The 15,028-nt window shown below is 35.9% G+C and carries 21 protein-coding genes; 8 read left to right on the plus strand and 13 right to left on the minus strand.

The window, feature by feature from the left end; translation table 11 throughout:
* Positions 1 to 369: 369 nt before the first annotated feature.
* Complete coding sequence (locus LD272_RS16325; protein WP_226037688.1) at positions 370 to 738, minus strand: YisL family protein; 369 nt, start codon at positions 736 to 738, stop codon at positions 370 to 372.
* A gap of 233 nt (positions 739 to 971) precedes the next feature.
* On the opposite strand from LD272_RS16325, the gene LD272_RS16330 reads away from it, so the two are divergent.
* Positions 972 to 2,171 (plus strand): ornithine--oxo-acid transaminase, encoded by a 1,200-nt coding sequence (locus LD272_RS16330; protein WP_226037689.1) that lies wholly within the window; start codon positions 972 to 974, stop codon positions 2,169 to 2,171.
* Positions 2,172 to 2,232: 61 nt separating this feature from the next.
* Here LD272_RS16330 and LD272_RS16335 read toward each other — a convergent pair whose 3' ends face one another.
* The 4 genes from LD272_RS16335 to LD272_RS16350 all read right to left on the minus strand — a co-directional run bounded on the left by LD272_RS16335 (position 2,233) and on the right by LD272_RS16350 (position 6,429).
* Positions 2,233 to 2,730, minus strand: coding sequence for a GDYXXLXY domain-containing protein (locus tag LD272_RS16335; RefSeq protein ID WP_226037690.1), 498 nt, complete (start codon positions 2,728 to 2,730; stop codon positions 2,233 to 2,235).
* On the minus strand, positions 2,727 to 3,935 hold the full coding sequence (locus LD272_RS16340; RefSeq protein WP_226037691.1) for a DUF2157 domain-containing protein: 1,209 nt from the start codon (positions 3,933 to 3,935) through the stop codon (positions 2,727 to 2,729). The genes LD272_RS16335 and LD272_RS16340 overlap by 4 nt, the downstream gene beginning before the upstream one ends.
* Positions 3,932 to 5,125 carry a DUF418 domain-containing protein gene (locus LD272_RS16345; protein ID WP_226037692.1) on the minus strand — a complete coding sequence of 398 codons (1,194 nt, stop codon included), beginning with the start codon at positions 5,123 to 5,125 and terminating at the stop codon, positions 3,932 to 3,934. The genes LD272_RS16340 and LD272_RS16345 overlap by 4 nt, the downstream gene beginning before the upstream one ends.
* A gap of 179 nt (positions 5,126 to 5,304) precedes the next feature.
* Complete coding sequence (locus LD272_RS16350; protein WP_226037693.1) at positions 5,305 to 6,429, minus strand: RNA-guided endonuclease InsQ/TnpB family protein; 1,125 nt, start codon at positions 6,427 to 6,429, stop codon at positions 5,305 to 5,307.
* 248 nt (positions 6,430 to 6,677) lie between these two features.
* On the opposite strand from LD272_RS16350, the gene LD272_RS16355 reads away from it, so the two are divergent.
* The 7 genes from LD272_RS16355 (at position 6,678) to LD272_RS16385 (ending at position 9,025) form a co-directional block, all read left to right on the plus strand.
* Complete coding sequence (locus LD272_RS16355) at positions 6,678 to 6,896, plus strand: spore germination protein (protein ID WP_226037694.1); 219 nt, start codon at positions 6,678 to 6,680, stop codon at positions 6,894 to 6,896.
* Positions 6,897 to 6,908: 12 nt separating this feature from the next.
* Positions 6,909 to 7,118, plus strand: a complete 210-nt coding sequence (locus tag LD272_RS16360) for a spore germination protein GerPB (RefSeq protein WP_226037695.1) — start codon at positions 6,909 to 6,911, stop codon at positions 7,116 to 7,118.
* A 193-nt stretch (positions 7,119 to 7,311) separates the two neighbouring features.
* Positions 7,312 to 7,914 carry a spore germination protein GerPC gene (gene gerPC, locus LD272_RS16365; protein ID WP_226037696.1) on the plus strand — a complete coding sequence of 201 codons (603 nt, stop codon included), beginning with the start codon at positions 7,312 to 7,314 and terminating at the stop codon, positions 7,912 to 7,914.
* A 2-nt stretch (positions 7,915 to 7,916) separates the two neighbouring features.
* The gene (locus LD272_RS16370; protein WP_226037697.1) at positions 7,917 to 8,120 is read left to right on the plus strand and encodes a spore germination protein GerPD; all 204 of its coding nucleotides are present in this window, start codon (positions 7,917 to 7,919) and stop codon (positions 8,118 to 8,120) included.
* A complete protein-coding gene (locus tag LD272_RS16375) occupies positions 8,113 to 8,505 on the plus strand; it encodes a spore germination protein GerPE (protein ID WP_226037698.1) in 393 nt (130 codons plus the stop codon). Before LD272_RS16370 ends, LD272_RS16375 begins: the two co-directional genes overlap by 8 nt.
* 33 nt (positions 8,506 to 8,538) lie before the next feature.
* Positions 8,539 to 8,757 (plus strand): spore germination protein, encoded by a 219-nt coding sequence (locus LD272_RS16380; protein WP_226037699.1) that lies wholly within the window; start codon positions 8,539 to 8,541, stop codon positions 8,755 to 8,757.
* A 49-nt stretch (positions 8,758 to 8,806) separates the two neighbouring features.
* Positions 8,807 to 9,025 carry a spore germination protein gene (locus LD272_RS16385; protein ID WP_226037700.1) on the plus strand — a complete coding sequence of 73 codons (219 nt, stop codon included), beginning with the start codon at positions 8,807 to 8,809 and terminating at the stop codon, positions 9,023 to 9,025.
* Between the two features lie 96 nt (positions 9,026 to 9,121).
* Here the strand turns inward: LD272_RS16385 and LD272_RS16390 are convergent, their stop codons facing one another.
* From LD272_RS16390 to LD272_RS16420, 8 genes are all read right to left on the minus strand, one after another.
* Complete coding sequence (locus LD272_RS16390; RefSeq protein ID WP_226037701.1) at positions 9,122 to 9,526, minus strand: DUF5412 domain-containing protein; 405 nt, start codon at positions 9,524 to 9,526, stop codon at positions 9,122 to 9,124.
* Positions 9,527 to 9,553: 27 nt separating this feature from the next.
* Complete coding sequence (locus LD272_RS16395; protein ID WP_226037702.1) at positions 9,554 to 11,023, minus strand: DUF4153 domain-containing protein; 1,470 nt, start codon at positions 11,021 to 11,023, stop codon at positions 9,554 to 9,556.
* Between the two features lie 102 nt (positions 11,024 to 11,125).
* The gene (locus LD272_RS16400; RefSeq protein WP_226037703.1) at positions 11,126 to 11,752 is read right to left on the minus strand and encodes a DUF1700 domain-containing protein; all 627 of its coding nucleotides are present in this window, start codon (positions 11,750 to 11,752) and stop codon (positions 11,126 to 11,128) included.
* On the minus strand, positions 11,749 to 12,081 hold the full coding sequence (locus tag LD272_RS16405) for a PadR family transcriptional regulator (RefSeq protein ID WP_226037704.1): 333 nt from the start codon (positions 12,079 to 12,081) through the stop codon (positions 11,749 to 11,751). Before LD272_RS16405 ends, LD272_RS16400 begins: the two co-directional genes overlap by 4 nt.
* Before the next feature lie 80 nt (positions 12,082 to 12,161).
* A complete protein-coding gene (locus LD272_RS16410; RefSeq protein ID WP_369414001.1) occupies positions 12,162 to 12,617 on the minus strand; it encodes a class II glutamine amidotransferase domain-containing protein in 456 nt (151 codons plus the stop codon).
* A complete protein-coding gene (locus tag LD272_RS21520; RefSeq protein ID WP_369414000.1) occupies positions 12,586 to 12,774 on the minus strand; it encodes a class II glutamine amidotransferase domain-containing protein in 189 nt (62 codons plus the stop codon). Before LD272_RS21520 ends, LD272_RS16410 begins: the two co-directional genes overlap by 32 nt.
* A 131-nt stretch (positions 12,775 to 12,905) precedes the next feature.
* The gene (locus LD272_RS16415; RefSeq protein ID WP_226037705.1) at positions 12,906 to 13,841 is read right to left on the minus strand and encodes a hypothetical protein; all 936 of its coding nucleotides are present in this window, start codon (positions 13,839 to 13,841) and stop codon (positions 12,906 to 12,908) included.
* Positions 13,819 to 14,391 carry an RNA polymerase sigma factor gene (locus LD272_RS16420; protein ID WP_226037706.1) on the minus strand — a complete coding sequence of 191 codons (573 nt, stop codon included), beginning with the start codon at positions 14,389 to 14,391 and terminating at the stop codon, positions 13,819 to 13,821. The genes LD272_RS16415 and LD272_RS16420 overlap by 23 nt, the downstream gene beginning before the upstream one ends.
* Between the last annotated feature and the right edge of the window lie 637 nt (positions 14,392 to 15,028).

The raw sequence follows: 15,028 nt of genomic DNA on the forward strand, positions 1-15,028 counted from the left end.
AGAATCAGCCGTGAGCTTTTCTCCTATTATTAACGACGTATTTCATGATAAACTACTATATATTCATATGAATCGTACGCCTAATCTGTGAAAGAATCCTGGGATTCAACACTTCGAAGTAATTTAACCTGATGTTATTTCGGTTGAGCTGGACGTGGCTAACTTAGGAATTAATTATCCACAGAATTCCATCTATCATTTCCGGTGAACAACGAAAAAAGAAGACGCACGTTGGCATCTTCTCTACGGTTAATATCCTATTTATTTTACCGGAAAGTTTATCAGTCGCAATCACAACACCACGTACTTTTTAAAAAAACAATGCTAACGAAACTAAAAAACTTATCACGCGAACGTGATAAGTTTTTGTTATGCTCCTGGCAAAATACCCATTGGTAGGCGACCAAATCCTAGGGCGAGTACAATTACAAAAGCAATAGCCAGTTGAATCCACAAGTTCTTCGTTGGCTTCTCTTTTTTAGTTTTAATTAAAATCATTTCGAGCATAGAAATTAACCAAAGTCCGGCAAAACTTTTCACTAGAACCTCACCTAGCATCATGTTCGCAGTAAAATAATCCATTAATAAATCTCCACCGGTATATAAGATTAATAAGTAATCCAGTCTTAATACCATATGAAGTATTTTTCCAGCTTTGTTTCCCTGTTTGTAAAATAACAATGCTAGTACAAATAAAATAAAGGCTAGCACCCATGATGTTATATGTAAATGTGTCACTTTAAAACCTCCTCACCTTTAGTCATGAATATCATATCACTTTTTACTATTATTTTCATATAATAAATGTTTTAATCCGCTACAATTGGTGAAATATTAAGTAGAACTGTTATAATAAATGGTAAAGATAGGCAGATAATTCCTGCTTAGAAACTCTAGCTAAAAAGTGATTTAGACCATGTTTATTATTTTATCAGACACATCGTTTTTCCACTCTAGAACGGAGGAATATAATGGTACGTAATAGTCAAGAAATAATTGATCAAACCCAAGAGTATGGAGCTAAGAACTATCATCCACTGCCTATTGTTATTTCTAAAGCAGAGAATGTATGGGTCTATGATCCTGAAGGAAACCGTTATATGGATATGCTAAGTGCATATTCTGCAGTTAATCAGGGGCATCGTCATCCAAAAATCATTCAAGCACTGAAAGATCAAGCAGACCGGGTTACATTAACATCACGGGCCTTTCATAACGATCAACTAGGACCATGGTTTGAAAGAGTATGTAAATTAACAAATAAAGAAATGACATTACCAATGAATACTGGCGCTGAGGCTGTAGAAACAGCTGTTAAAGCAACAAGACGTTGGGCTTATGATGTCAAAGGCGTCAAAGAAGATAAAGCTGAAATTATTGCTTGTGAAGGTAACTTTCACGGTAGGACAATGACTGCGGTTTCTCTATCATCCGAGGAGGAATATAAGCGAGGTTTTGGTCCAATGCTACCAGGAATTAAATTAATTCCCTACGGAGATATCGATGCTCTTAAAAATGCGATTACTGAAAATACAGCTGGCTTTTTATTAGAACCGATTCAAGGTGAAGCAGGAATAGTGATGCCACCAGAAGGTTTCTTAAGAGAAGCTTATCAAGTTTGTAAAGAGAATAATGTACTGTTCGTCGCTGATGAAATCCAAGCTGGTCTAGGTCGAAGTGGTAAAATGTTTGCATGTGACTGGGAAGACGTTACTCCAGACATTTTGATTCTTGGTAAGGCTTTAGGTGGCGGTGTATTTCCTATTTCATGCATCGTTGCTAACAGAGATATATTAGGAGTATTTAATCCAGGTTCTCATGGTTCTACATTTGGTGGTAACCCGTTAGCGAGTGCTGTCTCGATTGCCGCTCTTGATGTATTGGAGGAAGAAAACCTTGCAGATCGTTCTCTAGAGCTTGGCACTTACATGATGGAAGAATTGAAAAAGATAAATAACCCGATCATAAAAGAAGTCCGTGGTAAAGGCCTCTTTATTGGTGTAGAACTAACAGAAGCTGCTCGTCCTTATTGTGAAAGGTTAAAAGAAAAAGGTCTCTTATGTAAGGAAACACATGAAAATGTCATACGCTTTGCCCCTCCACTAATTATTGAAAGAAAAGATCTTCAGTGGGCGATTGATAGAATAAAAGAAGTATTAGAAGCAAAATAGTTTTCACCCCAAGAGTTGATCAACTCTTGGGGTGTTTTCATTTATTTTCAGATTAACAGATTCATTTTAGATCAGTAATCTTTTTCTGTCCCCAAGGTGCCACGGCTACAGTGACAATCATCTCACCCGATTGTTCATACTGCTGACCAGTATTGTCTTCAATATAATATCGTCCCAATCCGTAGTCAACCTGATAAATGCTATTGATGGAATCGTGGTATTTGTACTTTGCCGTTAACATCACTTGACCACTACTTGGTTGAAACTTCTCATCTGATGCTTTAACTACTTGATATGCTCCCTCCTTATTTTCCAACAGCACGTAGACCCGATTACCTGATGTAGGATTCTCATTCCCACCCCACTTATTTGCCTGAATTTCCTCTATTTCATAACGGAGCGTGACATAGTCACCATAAAAGATGTCTTGAGGATCAACGGGCAACGTTTCTAATTTTATTGTTTCGCCAAAATAGTCAATCATATAATACGATGCTGCCATCCCAACCAGAAATAAAAATTGCAATCCAACAATGATGTAAAAAAATATCCGTTTCATTCGTTGACGCCTCCTTTAACATCCTTTTTTAGTTCTCTACGTTTCCGCTCTAATAGAAAGCTAAGGATGAATAGGATAATACCACCTAGAAAGAAAAATAGTGACTTGTTAAGGAACGCCCAAGCTAAGTGAATATAAGCAAGTAAAGTACTTATTAGAAATGCAAATGTACCAAGCGTAATCTTTTGATAATTTTCTTCTTTATAACCAATAAGTAAGATACCTAGTGAAAAAGCAAATAACATTAGCATAGCAAGTAAATCACCAAATGACAGATAAACTACTGGCAAAAACAAGACAAGTTCAATTGTGTTTATTATCTCTTTTTTCATTATCTTAATTATTGAAGCTAAGATAAAAAGAATAATCCATACGATTAGAAATGCAGATTCAAATCCAATCGAGTTCAAAAAATAGGAATTTCCAAGTGAGAATATATGAAAAATGCATAAGATGAACATCGCTAGCAAGCTCACATGCCGGAAAGGTCTGCTTATTCCTTGTCTATTACTAGCACTTCCTAATCCATATAAAACTAGCGAACTTACAATTACCCAGTAATATTCACTTCCAAAAGCAAAAATAAGCACGATCGTCTGAATCATAAAACTACAAGCAAACAAATATCCATATAGGCGCCTTGCCCTGTGATAGGTGTAGTGACCAAATGCTAACAACAGAACCAAAAATAACATGAAGTAAAAATCACTGTACACGAAGGCATTATACACTTGCCCTACTGTAGTAATCACAATCGATACAACATATAGTGTAGCGTGTTGATAAAAAACGAACAATAAAACTCCAGCTAACGCCCATATCAAGAAAGGTGTAGCTTGAAAATACATGTAATTATACATTTGACCTGTTAGAAAAATACCAGCACCAAACACAAATAAACCAATAACAAGCAAACTCAGTCCAACTGGTTTTGATTTGTTTCGATAAACTTGCTCGCCACTTATATAAAAACCGACCATGAAAATTAGAATGATTGCCATTTTTCCAATCTGCGGAATAAAGGACCAATTGGAGGCAATAAATGTTAAAAATCCTAAACCAATAAACAATGCTGCAAAGGTTAATAATAAAAAACCACGATCACGTTTCGGATATCGACCGACAATTTGACTCATCTGTTGCTGATTGATGATTCCTTCTTCTTGCCATTTTTGCGCTTCTTTTTTTATCGAATCACGATTCACCCTTGCTCCACCTCTTTCCTTTCTCGTTTATTTGGAAGTTTTTCTCCATACATTAATCTTCTCCACACCCATTCCATCGGGCCGAATCTATATCTCTTTATCCATTCCTTGCTTAATACTACTTGGAGACTGAAAATAACTAGTACAATTCCTACACTCCCTATTGGACTAATTTTCCCATACAAACCGAAACCTACTGAGTAAAATAAAATGAAGCAGATGATTGATTGTGACAAATAATTTGTAAGTGACATTCTACCTACATAGATAAACGGAAGTAACAGCTTAGCAAGCAATCCTTTTTGAAAAGCCAGTGTAATCGAAACAAGATAGAATAGCGCAGAAGCCGAACCGCCAACCGAATCTTGTGCATACGAAAACCACGCAGGGTTTCCATACAAATGTGGTCCTGCTTTAAATACAATAAAAATTAATAACGTAACTAGCCATAACCTTTTTAATATCGATGCATGTTGATTTACATTATGAAGCCACTTCTTTCTTGCTATAAGCATACCAAGTAAAAATAATGGTAAAAGCCCAAAAGCTAGAAAAATAAAACCAATAAACCCATTTGCATAGATCCAATCTTGATAATTTTGTTGCCAAATATCCACAATGGTACCTTGGCCATAGTTAGTAAATGCCTGATTTACAGCACCTAAATTATATGTATTTAATTGATCTTTAACCATATATAACAACCAAGTGTAAATTAACACCGGAATTAAAAGTAGCCCAAACGCCCAATAAAGTAATGTTCTATTAGTCGTATTAATAAATAAAAGCAGTAACAGACCAATAATCCCGTATGAAAGTAAAATATCCCCATGCCAGATAAAAAATGCATGAATAAATCCAAAACCAATTAAGATTGTTAATCTTCTAAAAAGGAGAATTCTTACATCCATTTGTTTATCTATTAATTTGTTAATAATAATCTGCATACCAAATCCAAATAAAAATGAAAACAACGTATAAAAGCTTGCTTGGAAAAAAATATCGATAATTACTTGAACAGACTGATCCAGTGAGCTAGTCCAGAACTCGTCCTCTCCACCATAGAGAAAGAAAGGCGCATTAAATGCTGGTGCATTGACCATGAAAATTCCTAGTATTGCAAGTCCTCTCGCAGCATCAATCCACTGTAATCGACTGCTTTCTGTGAGAGGAGAATTTATTTCCGCCATAGTAGTTCCTCCAATTTAACTTTTAATCTAATTATCTGCCCTCATTGTATCGTGAACTACCCGCCACTTAAAATTCTAGCGAATTTTGAAGTGGGGGCTTCTCGAATAAATAGGTGCTTTTACTAGCCACCCAAATTGACCGAGCTATCCCCGCTGAACCAGCGGTTCGAATATATGGTTTAGGCTACTTTCGTTTCTGAAAGTTGTCTTTTTCCTTCTATTTTAATATTTTTTGCAGCATTTTCATCACGGTCGCATTCGTGACCGCAAGAACACGAAAATGTGCGTTCTGAAAGTAATAATTGGTATTTTACTTCGCCGCATTCTGAGCACATCTTTGAAGAAGGGAACCATTTGTCAATTTTGACAAACGACTTTCCACGGTCTTCAAATTTGTATTTTAAGAACGTTGTGAACATTCCCCATCCGTTATCAGAGACGCTTTTCCCAAAACTAAGAGCCCTCGTCATTCCTTTCATATCAAGGTCTTCGATAGCGATGGCATCGTATTTGTTCGCCAAAATATAGCTTTTCTTATGAAGGAAATCACGGCGTTGATTGGCAGTTTTTTCTTGTAGCTTCGCTACTTTCCGTTTTTGTTTGTACCAACGATTAGAACCCTTTTTACGGCGTGATAAAATACGCTGTTCTTTGGCTAACTTTTCGAGAGATTGACGATAAAAGCGAGGGTAATTGGCTCTCTCACCATCACTTGTCACGTACAAATCGCTCATGGAAAAATCTAATCCAACAACGTTTTTAGGTTCCACTGGTTTAATGATTTCCTCAAATTCAGTAAGAATCGAAGCATAGATTTTTCCAGAACCAGTCATCGAAATGGTCACGGACTTTAATCGATGTGTTTCTAGAATCTCTCTATGTTGCTTGAGTTTCACCCATTTTAATTTAGGTAACTTGATATGACCATTCAAAAGTTCAATATTTCCGTTCACAACGTTTGTTGTGTAGGATTGCTTGTGTTTCTTACTTTTGAAGTTTGGAAACTTCGCATTCTTTTTGAAGAAAGCTTTGTACGCTTTATCCAAGTTCATTTGAGCGTTCGCTAAAGAAAGACTGTCTACTTCCTTCAAAAATGGATAATCCTTTTTGTATTTAGCTGGAGTTGGATGCTTTTGTTTCAATAATTCATCCTTATTCTCTTTGAACTTTTCATATGTATCAATTCTATCATTCAACATTTTATTGTACGCAAAACGCACACAACCGAACGTCTTCTTCAATAAAATAAGTTGTTCAAATGATGGGTACAAACGAAATTTGAATGCTTTGTTCTTTTTAGCCATACCAAGCCACCTTCAAACGTATGTTCTTAAGTTAATTCTACCAAATTATTGTATTTTTGTCTTCGTTTTTGCTTTTTATTTTCTGTAAAAGAGGCAAAACAGCCATTCAGCTCCCACCTAAAATTCTAACGAATTTTTGAGGAAGGAGACTTCTGGCTAAAGTTCGTTAAATTATTCCGTGACTCCATCTAAATCTTTGAACAGATAACCTTCCTGTTTCATAAACTATACGTAAAGGAGGAAAAACTATGCCTGCCGCTGTAGGAGCCGTCAAAGTAATATCAATTGCGTCATCAAGTATTTTTAACATAGGAGATGTCTATGCGATGAGTCCATTTACAGAAGCAAAAACATTTGCTGGTGGAGGATCATTTAATACAGGGGATGGGATACGTATTTCTTTGGACCAATCAACCACTAACGTTGATGAAAAAGATAACTTTGACCAGAACATTAGTGGATTGTAGAGGTGATAATCAATGAATTTAACAGTACATCAGTCTATCTGTATTCGGATGATTAAAGTAGGTAGTGTTTCAAATTCTTCTATATTTCAGATTGGAAGTGCCGGTAATATTCAAGCATTAGCTGAACTATATAATACTGGTGGCTATACAGAACTTGCTGAAGAGGCAGAGCCAGAAGGTACAATTGCGGAACCACTTGTACCACTTGCTCCTCCTACTTAAATTTGGAATTGCTTTTTTTATAGAAATTTTCGCGCGTTTTTTGGGTTAGATGACGATAGCTTTAACGTCCGACAACGATAATAATCTCTATTTATTTCGATATCATCCATTTTTAGGAGCGAAAAAATCACGAACAAAAAAATACGTGCATATTGTAGTATTAGTTAGGTCATAGCCTAGGAGGATTCAAAAGATGAACTACTCAAATTCATGGCATGATTACCTTGCCAGAGTCCAGGCATATATGCAGCAACAAGACAATAGAATGAAAGAACTTGAACAACGACTTGCCAGAATAGAAAACAATGAAAACAACCATTCTAATGCCAAAAATACAACAATTGAAAAATTAGAATACCATTTTGACCAACTAAAAATTGAAAGACTTGATGGCACGCTCCATATTGGTATTTCTCCAGAGGATCTATCAAACGTCGATGATCTGTCACTAAACCAGTCACCAATCAATAATTACCAACGACAAGTAAAACCAGTAACTCAACAATTAGTTGAGCAACTTGATTCTTATTTAATAAATGAAGGTCCAGCTTTATTAAATCAACTATCTAATGAGCACGGTCTTCCTCTAAATCAATCCTATCAGGAACTAATAGTAAATGACGTTCGGAAACAATTACCAGAACGAGTAGCCCATTATGAAAAAAACGCCAGAAGTGATGCTCCAACACAAACAGACCAAGAATTAAAAGAATTAATTTATGAGCAAGTTCAAAAAGAAATTAATCATTCTCTTCGACAGTTCTTTCAAAATGATCAACCAAAAGGAGATAAATAGGTATGAATTATGAGGTTCACAATTGGGGATTAAATGTCGGAAATGTTGAGATAACAGGGGTAGCTTCTTCATCTGTGTTTTTGATTGGGGATAACGAAACAATTAAATTGACATCCTTCTACGATACACCACCTGATTCATATATTGTTGGTTCACTAGTCCCACTCCGACAAGCAGCAATTGATGAAGGAACTACCAATGAATAAACGACTATCTGAAGTCGAAAAAATAAAAATTACGTCTGTTGCTTTTAGTTCGATAGTTGAAATTGGTGACGCAAATACATCTTCACCTGTTAACAGAGTAATAGCTGTTCAAAAAGAAGGTGGCGTTTATTCTGATGAGGGATTTGACTTTGACAGATTCAAAATATTTGCACAGGAACCTGCCAAATCACCTGGTATGCCAATAATACAGAAAAACACCTATCACCATAACCCAACTATTCATGTGAAAAACGTTACTATTACCGGTGTCTCTGCTTCTTCACTTGTTCAAATCGGCAGTCTAAAACATATCGATTCAGAAGCTAGGTTAAAGCACATTCGGATACTAGAACAGGAACAAAACGAAAACGATTTAATACAATAGTTATAAATAGTCTGTTAAGAAAGGTGTTTAAAAATGCCATCTATCGTTGGACCTATCAAAATAAATAGCGTTGACGGAGGAGTAATTAACTTCGGAGATAGTTTCTATTTATCACCTAAAAGCGCATCTAAAACTGCTGCTGGTTCTGGCGCTTTTAATACTGGTGACTTTATCAATACTAATAGTGGGTTGAGTGCAACGAACACGGTTGATCCAGACGTAACTGACCAAGTGGTTAGTGGTAATGCCTAGTTGTTTTTAAAATAATAAAAACAAATACTATGAAAAGAAGGTGTCCATAATGCCATCTGCTGTAGGACCAATAAAAATTAATAGCGTTGGTGGTGGAGTCATCAATTTTGGTGACAGTTTTTATTTATCTCCAAAAAGTTCATCTAAAACTTCTGCCGGTTCAGGTGCCTTTAACACAGGTGATTTCATCAATACAAATAGTGGTATTAATGCAACAAATTCACTAGATCCAGATGGTGCAGATCAAACTGTTGCCGGCAATGCTTAAGCTTAATTAATTTAAGCATTTTTGGTATAAGAAAGAGAAATGAGAAGTGCGTGAAAGATTATTGCGTACTTCTCATTTTTTATATTAACCTTCTTATTATTTGTTTCTAAAATCAAATTTATCATTTGGCAAATTAAGTTCATGCCCGTTAATTCTGACCGTATCATTGTCAACCCATTTTATATTTGCGGTATTTTCTCTATAATTCCAATATACATTCTTGGTTTTATTATTTCGTTCATTAAACACTAATTCACCACGAATCGAGTATGAAGTTGTTGCACCACTATTTGCAACGTATGCTTTTATAGTATATTTTCCGTCAGGAGATATTTCTTCAGTTAGAAATCGTCCTGTTGGTAACCTCTCCATATCAAAGAATGCCCAGTAGATTCCATATCCAATCAATCCCGTCGTTAGTATCGCAACAAAGAAAATGATTAAGCATACTTTTTTGTAAGATTTATTTTTCCTGAATCTACATTTCGTATCTTCACCCATATAATCCCCCCCACTTTATGTCTTACTTTATTTAATGTTCAGTTTACTTAATTTTTCCATTACTGTTTGTTTTTGAACGTTATACGATTGCCATGTTCGTTGCTGCTGAAAATTCTCTGCTGTATTTTTTCTTTGAATCAGAATCTTCTCTACGTTTGGATGATTTGGTTCTTCTTGGTATAAGTTAATTAATCCTTCCACACCCCGCCACCCAAGTGAATCCAAATAAAACACATCTATTTTTCCTACTTGTTGATAGCGTTCTAGGTTATTATCGACAATTATTTTTTCTAGCGGTAATACATTTAACGCCGTGTAGAAAGTAAGACTAGTTAACAAGTAAAAGTGCAACAAGGATAGCCTTTCAATCCAAACACGCATCATTGTATAAGCAAAAATAATAGCTAAAAATACCATAAATGCATGAGCCAAAATACGATCGAAGGTAAACCCATAGGCTTCCTCATACATACTTAAACGTTGGAAAGCGGAAACAAGCATAACCCCACTAACGACAACAACGATTGAATACATTACCTTCAAGGTTAAATTAGCTTTTTTTCGAGACTCCTTGACAAAAGTAAGAAAACTGATTAATAAGGTCCAATTCACCATCGTCACAAGTATTAATTCAAAAAAGCCTCGTCTAGCATATTCCGCATACGTATAGCCTTCTTCTAATCCCGTACCGAAAAAGTAAGTGAATTGGATGGCTGTAAACAAAAGATAAACACCGTTAAGTAAAAATAATATTGTTAATGCTACGACACTGTCGAACTTTTTTCTATCTTCTTTTTGATTTTGATAAGTCTTGTTTGACTTTGATAATTCTAATACTTGAAATATTCCGAAGAAGACAAGTAAGAAGAAACCGACAATCATAGCTCGCAATAGTTGTTCTTCAAAACTTAATTGGAAAATAAACTTCGGTAATCGTAAGACAAAATCCTGAAACACCGAATCTGCTGACATAAGTAAAAGGGTAACAATACCTAACAACGGTAAGCCAACCACTAAACCAAGCGCTATCCGTTTAATTGTTTGAGCAGTTTGTACATCGATATTTTTGAAAATCAATCTAAATATTTTAGTAAAAAAATGATTGTTATACTTTATTCCCATTGCCAACTTCTCAACCATTGTTTGTAAAAAGTATGGTGCGTGCCAATTCATTTGTTTAGGAGCTGTAATTAATATAATATGAACAGTCATTAATGCTGGAGTTACCAAAAAATTTAATTGGTAAAACAGCTGATTATCATAAAATAAGTAGTTTGCCGATAATATCCAGATTGATACCATTAACAACATTCCGATTCGTCGATGAGTAAATGCTAATGACCGGAATCTAAAAAAGAAAACACTATAAAAAGCAGTTAAAAACAATAAATAAGAGACACCAACGGTTCCATGGAAAAAGCTTAACTCGGTAATAATTGCCAAGCCTAAACAAACAAGTAGAAATAATAAATCCTGACGTTTTATCTCGATATTCATACTAATCCTCCATTACTAAGATATACTATATACATAGTTATTCTATGTATATGTGCAAAAAATATAGCAAAGTACAGTACTGATGAAGTCACAGTACCATACTCAAATAGATGCCTTTTTTCCCCAGTGGTAACCAATCCAACTAACCGGATAGAGTAAGCCTGTAAAAACAATACATGAAATAATAAATGGTATGCTCAGAAGTGGCTGAAACCATTGATAAGGAATCACCTGAAAAATAGTCAATGCCATTAGAATAAGATTCGGTGCAACACAATAAACAAACGTCTTTCTTAACAACTTTCTTCCTTTAGGACCAAATTCCTTACCTATCTCATAACCTAACAGCGCCCAGAAGAAAAAATAGACAATGATGATAATTGAAGCTATGTGAGTAAGTCTTCCCCAGATAACCTCTATAAAGGTCCAATCAAAGACGTTGTAGCTCCATGTTAATAGACTTCCGCCAACAAATAAACAAATGTTAAAAGTAACAAATAGCCACTGTGTACGGTTAGGTGTGATGGCTGTTTCATGATGCCACATGCTCGCAATTTCTTGAGGTGACCCTAGGCGTTCTTTCAATTGCTGATAAGGAATTTCGCTATTATCTTCATTGGCTATCTCATATAAGTGCATCTCGTATTCTTTTAGAATTTCCTGTTTATTTGAGCAGTTAGATAAGGATTCACTTAGCTCTTCAATAAACTGTTGTTCAGCCACACTCATGACTCATTTCTCCGAATTAGATTGTTCATTACCTGTACATATCGATGCCATTCACTTGTTTTCTCGTCCAAAATACTTTGTCCTTCTAATGTAATTCGGTAATATTTCCGTGCTGGACCCTTTGGTTGATTTTGCCAGTAAAAGTCAATGTACGCCTGCTTTTCCAATTTGTGTAGAGCAGGATACAACGTGCCTTCTTTTATTTGGAAGTGATGATCACTTCGTTTATCCATTTCCTTGACTAGTTCATAACCATACATATCTCGTTCATTTAATAATTGTAAAACAAGAAGTGATGTGCTTCCCTTTACTAGCTCCCGGTTAAACATACTATTTTCACCTACCTAGAATTATTAGGTAACAAGGTCATAGTATAACAGTCTGTTTAAGATTGCAAGGATTTACCGAATTAATTTCTGAAAATTAATTCGGTAAATTTTTGTATCAACGTGGGTTGCCAATACCGCTCCACTTGCACATCTTTTCTTTTGACAGTAAGTCGGTGAGCTGGTGGTCGTTTAGCCACACCCTTCACCATCGTTCTTGGACATGGAACATATTGAAACGTTAAATATTGGAGCAAGCTTTCCTTATCCAACTCTTTTAAAGATCCCATTTCTTGTGTAATATGCTTTAAATATGACGAACATACCAACTTTTCATCCTGGTGCCCGTTGTAAAAAGGTTTGATGCCGAAGTGGTCTCTTGCAGCGAATAATGTCTCTGTTTTTGTATCCCAAATAATGAACGCAAACATTCCTCGCAAATGATTGACACAATCTGCTCCATATTCTTCGTAGAGATGCAGAATCGTCTCTGCATCTCCTTTTGTTTTAAACTCGTGCCCCTTGAGAAATAAGCCAATTCCTTAATTCCTGGTAATTATAAATTTCACCATTACAAACTAAAACAAGTGAGTAATCTTCATTGAAAAGCGGCTGGTTCGCATTTTCCACATCAATAATTGACAACCTACGAAAGCCCAAGCCCGATATTATTTTCAATCCAATAATTATCATCATCTAGTTCTATGAGCCATTAGTCTCCCCATTCTGTTAAGAGATTCCGTTTCAACTGCTTGACCATTAAAATAGATAATTCCATTAATTCCACACATAGGCTTTTACTCCTTTGTTCTTACTTTTAAATTGGTCTAAGCTCCGCTATCGCCCTCAGGTTCATTCAACGGTTGAGCTGTCTCTGTCCAACGCCATTCATCAAAAATAACGTATTTAATCGGTCCCCACCCGTCTCCGGCATCACCAATATATTGATCATGAACATAAAAGAGCTGATCATTATATTTACCAAGTGTCATCGTCCCAAACATTTCTCCTGAATGATAGAAAGAAGCAAGTGCCCACTCAGGAATATCTTCATACTCTTCTCTAGGCAATTCTTCGACTTCTCCAAGTCCATCTATCGCTTTTTTTACGTAATCAAGAGCTTTCTCTTCCGAAACTCCTTGATCAAATAACACAACCTTCATCATCATTACATCTGATTCAACAGGTGAAACAGAAACTCCACTACCAAGATCCTCGTCTATTTTCTTGATCCCAAAGTCATCAGGAATATATGTTGTAAAAGGAAGATTATCTTCATGAAGCAACTGATAAGCATTGATTACTTCACCCATTCCTTCAGGGTTCGTCACAACATCTTTAGAAGCAGGACGATTCACCTCAGGGATATCTTGTAATTCATCTGACTCTTCTAATTCTTCTGATTCATCCGGTTCTTTTTCATCTTCAGTAGATCCCTTCTTATCGTCCTCCAACGGTGCTGGATTATCACCCGAAGAAAGTAAGGCGTTCTGAACGACATCCGTACTAATAAGCATGAGCGCTAGTAATATCACTGCTGTAGTGGTTGCTATTGTCCCCTTTAGCCAATTTTTTCTGTAAGCACTCTTTCGCCGTTTTACAGTCTTTTCTCTAGAAAACTCAATTCCTTCCATCGCTTTTGAAAAACTTTTTTGTTTCGTAGACTCGGACGCTTTTTTGTTCCACTTAGTCATCGCTCCCTTTATCTCCTTATCGGTTACAGACTGTTTATTTTTTTTATCATCGTAAGGCCTTTTTGTCATGTTCTTCCACCTCATTTCTAAGACATTCAGCCAGTTTCTTTTTAGCTCTATTGTGTAGCGATTTGACTGCAAACGTCGTTTTTTCCATGATATAGCTCGTTTCTTTTATCGAGAAACCTTCCATCAATCTCAAATGTAAAACTGTTCGATAATCCGGTCCTAATCGGTTTATCGCTTTTGTTATCTCATCTAAACTATCCTGTTGGACCACCTGGCTTTCTGTCGATGGCACCTGTTCCGTGAGATTTTCCAATTCCATATGTCCCATTGCCATTGTCTTTTTATACTTGTTTTGCTTTCTGTAATAATCGGTTATCGTGTTTTGACTTATTGAAAACAGCCATGTCTTAAAACTGGATTTGCCCTGAAACCTCCATAAATTTTTTGCCATTTTGAAAAAAATATCTTGAATAATTTCTTCTGCATTATGGTAGTTCCCCGTCTTCACATAGACATATTGAAATAACTGTTGAAAATATCTATCGTGTAACGTTTCAAAGGCTTCATCATCTCCGTCCAACACCAATTCCACTAATCTTTCGTCTTCCATACCTCTCACCTCTCACTCTTTCATTATATTAGACGGTCAACACTAAGAAAGGAGTCACTTTATTTAAATTTCCAGCACCTCTTGTCAAACTCTATCATTCTACTGTTTTCCTTCCTTGCACCTTTTGGCGGATTTTTGCAGGTAAAGATAAATAATCATAAGGAAGTAGCTTCCACCCACGAAAAAATGATGACCTCTATCTATCTGGTCATCATTTCTTATAATTAGATATCTTCAAGTTTCATCCGAAATAGACGATAAGCCACCATTCATTTAACCAGACGTTGCAATCCGTTCATTTTTACTTCTACATAGGATGAATTTCTTTAATTTCTTTAGCGGGAACACCTGCAACAACACATATTCAACTACATCTTAATTACCGCTGAACCTGATTCTACCCAAAGTTGGAGTTATTCGCCTCAAAGTGGAAGTTATTCTACCCAAAGTTGGAATTATTCGCCCTAAAACCGGCTGGGCCCCTTAATTTCAGACACATACTTGAAATTCCTCTATCTTTCTTAAAATTTCATTTTTTATTTTAAACAGAGGAAATTGCTCCCTATCTTTTTTATTAAATTTTATATTATTCCCCCTATAAGACTTGACATAGAGCCTCGTCACGCATGATTCTCCC

This window comes from Aquibacillus saliphilus (genome assembly GCF_020404745.1).
GTDB lineage: Bacteria > Bacillota > Bacilli > Bacillales > Amphibacillaceae > Aquibacillus > Aquibacillus saliphilus.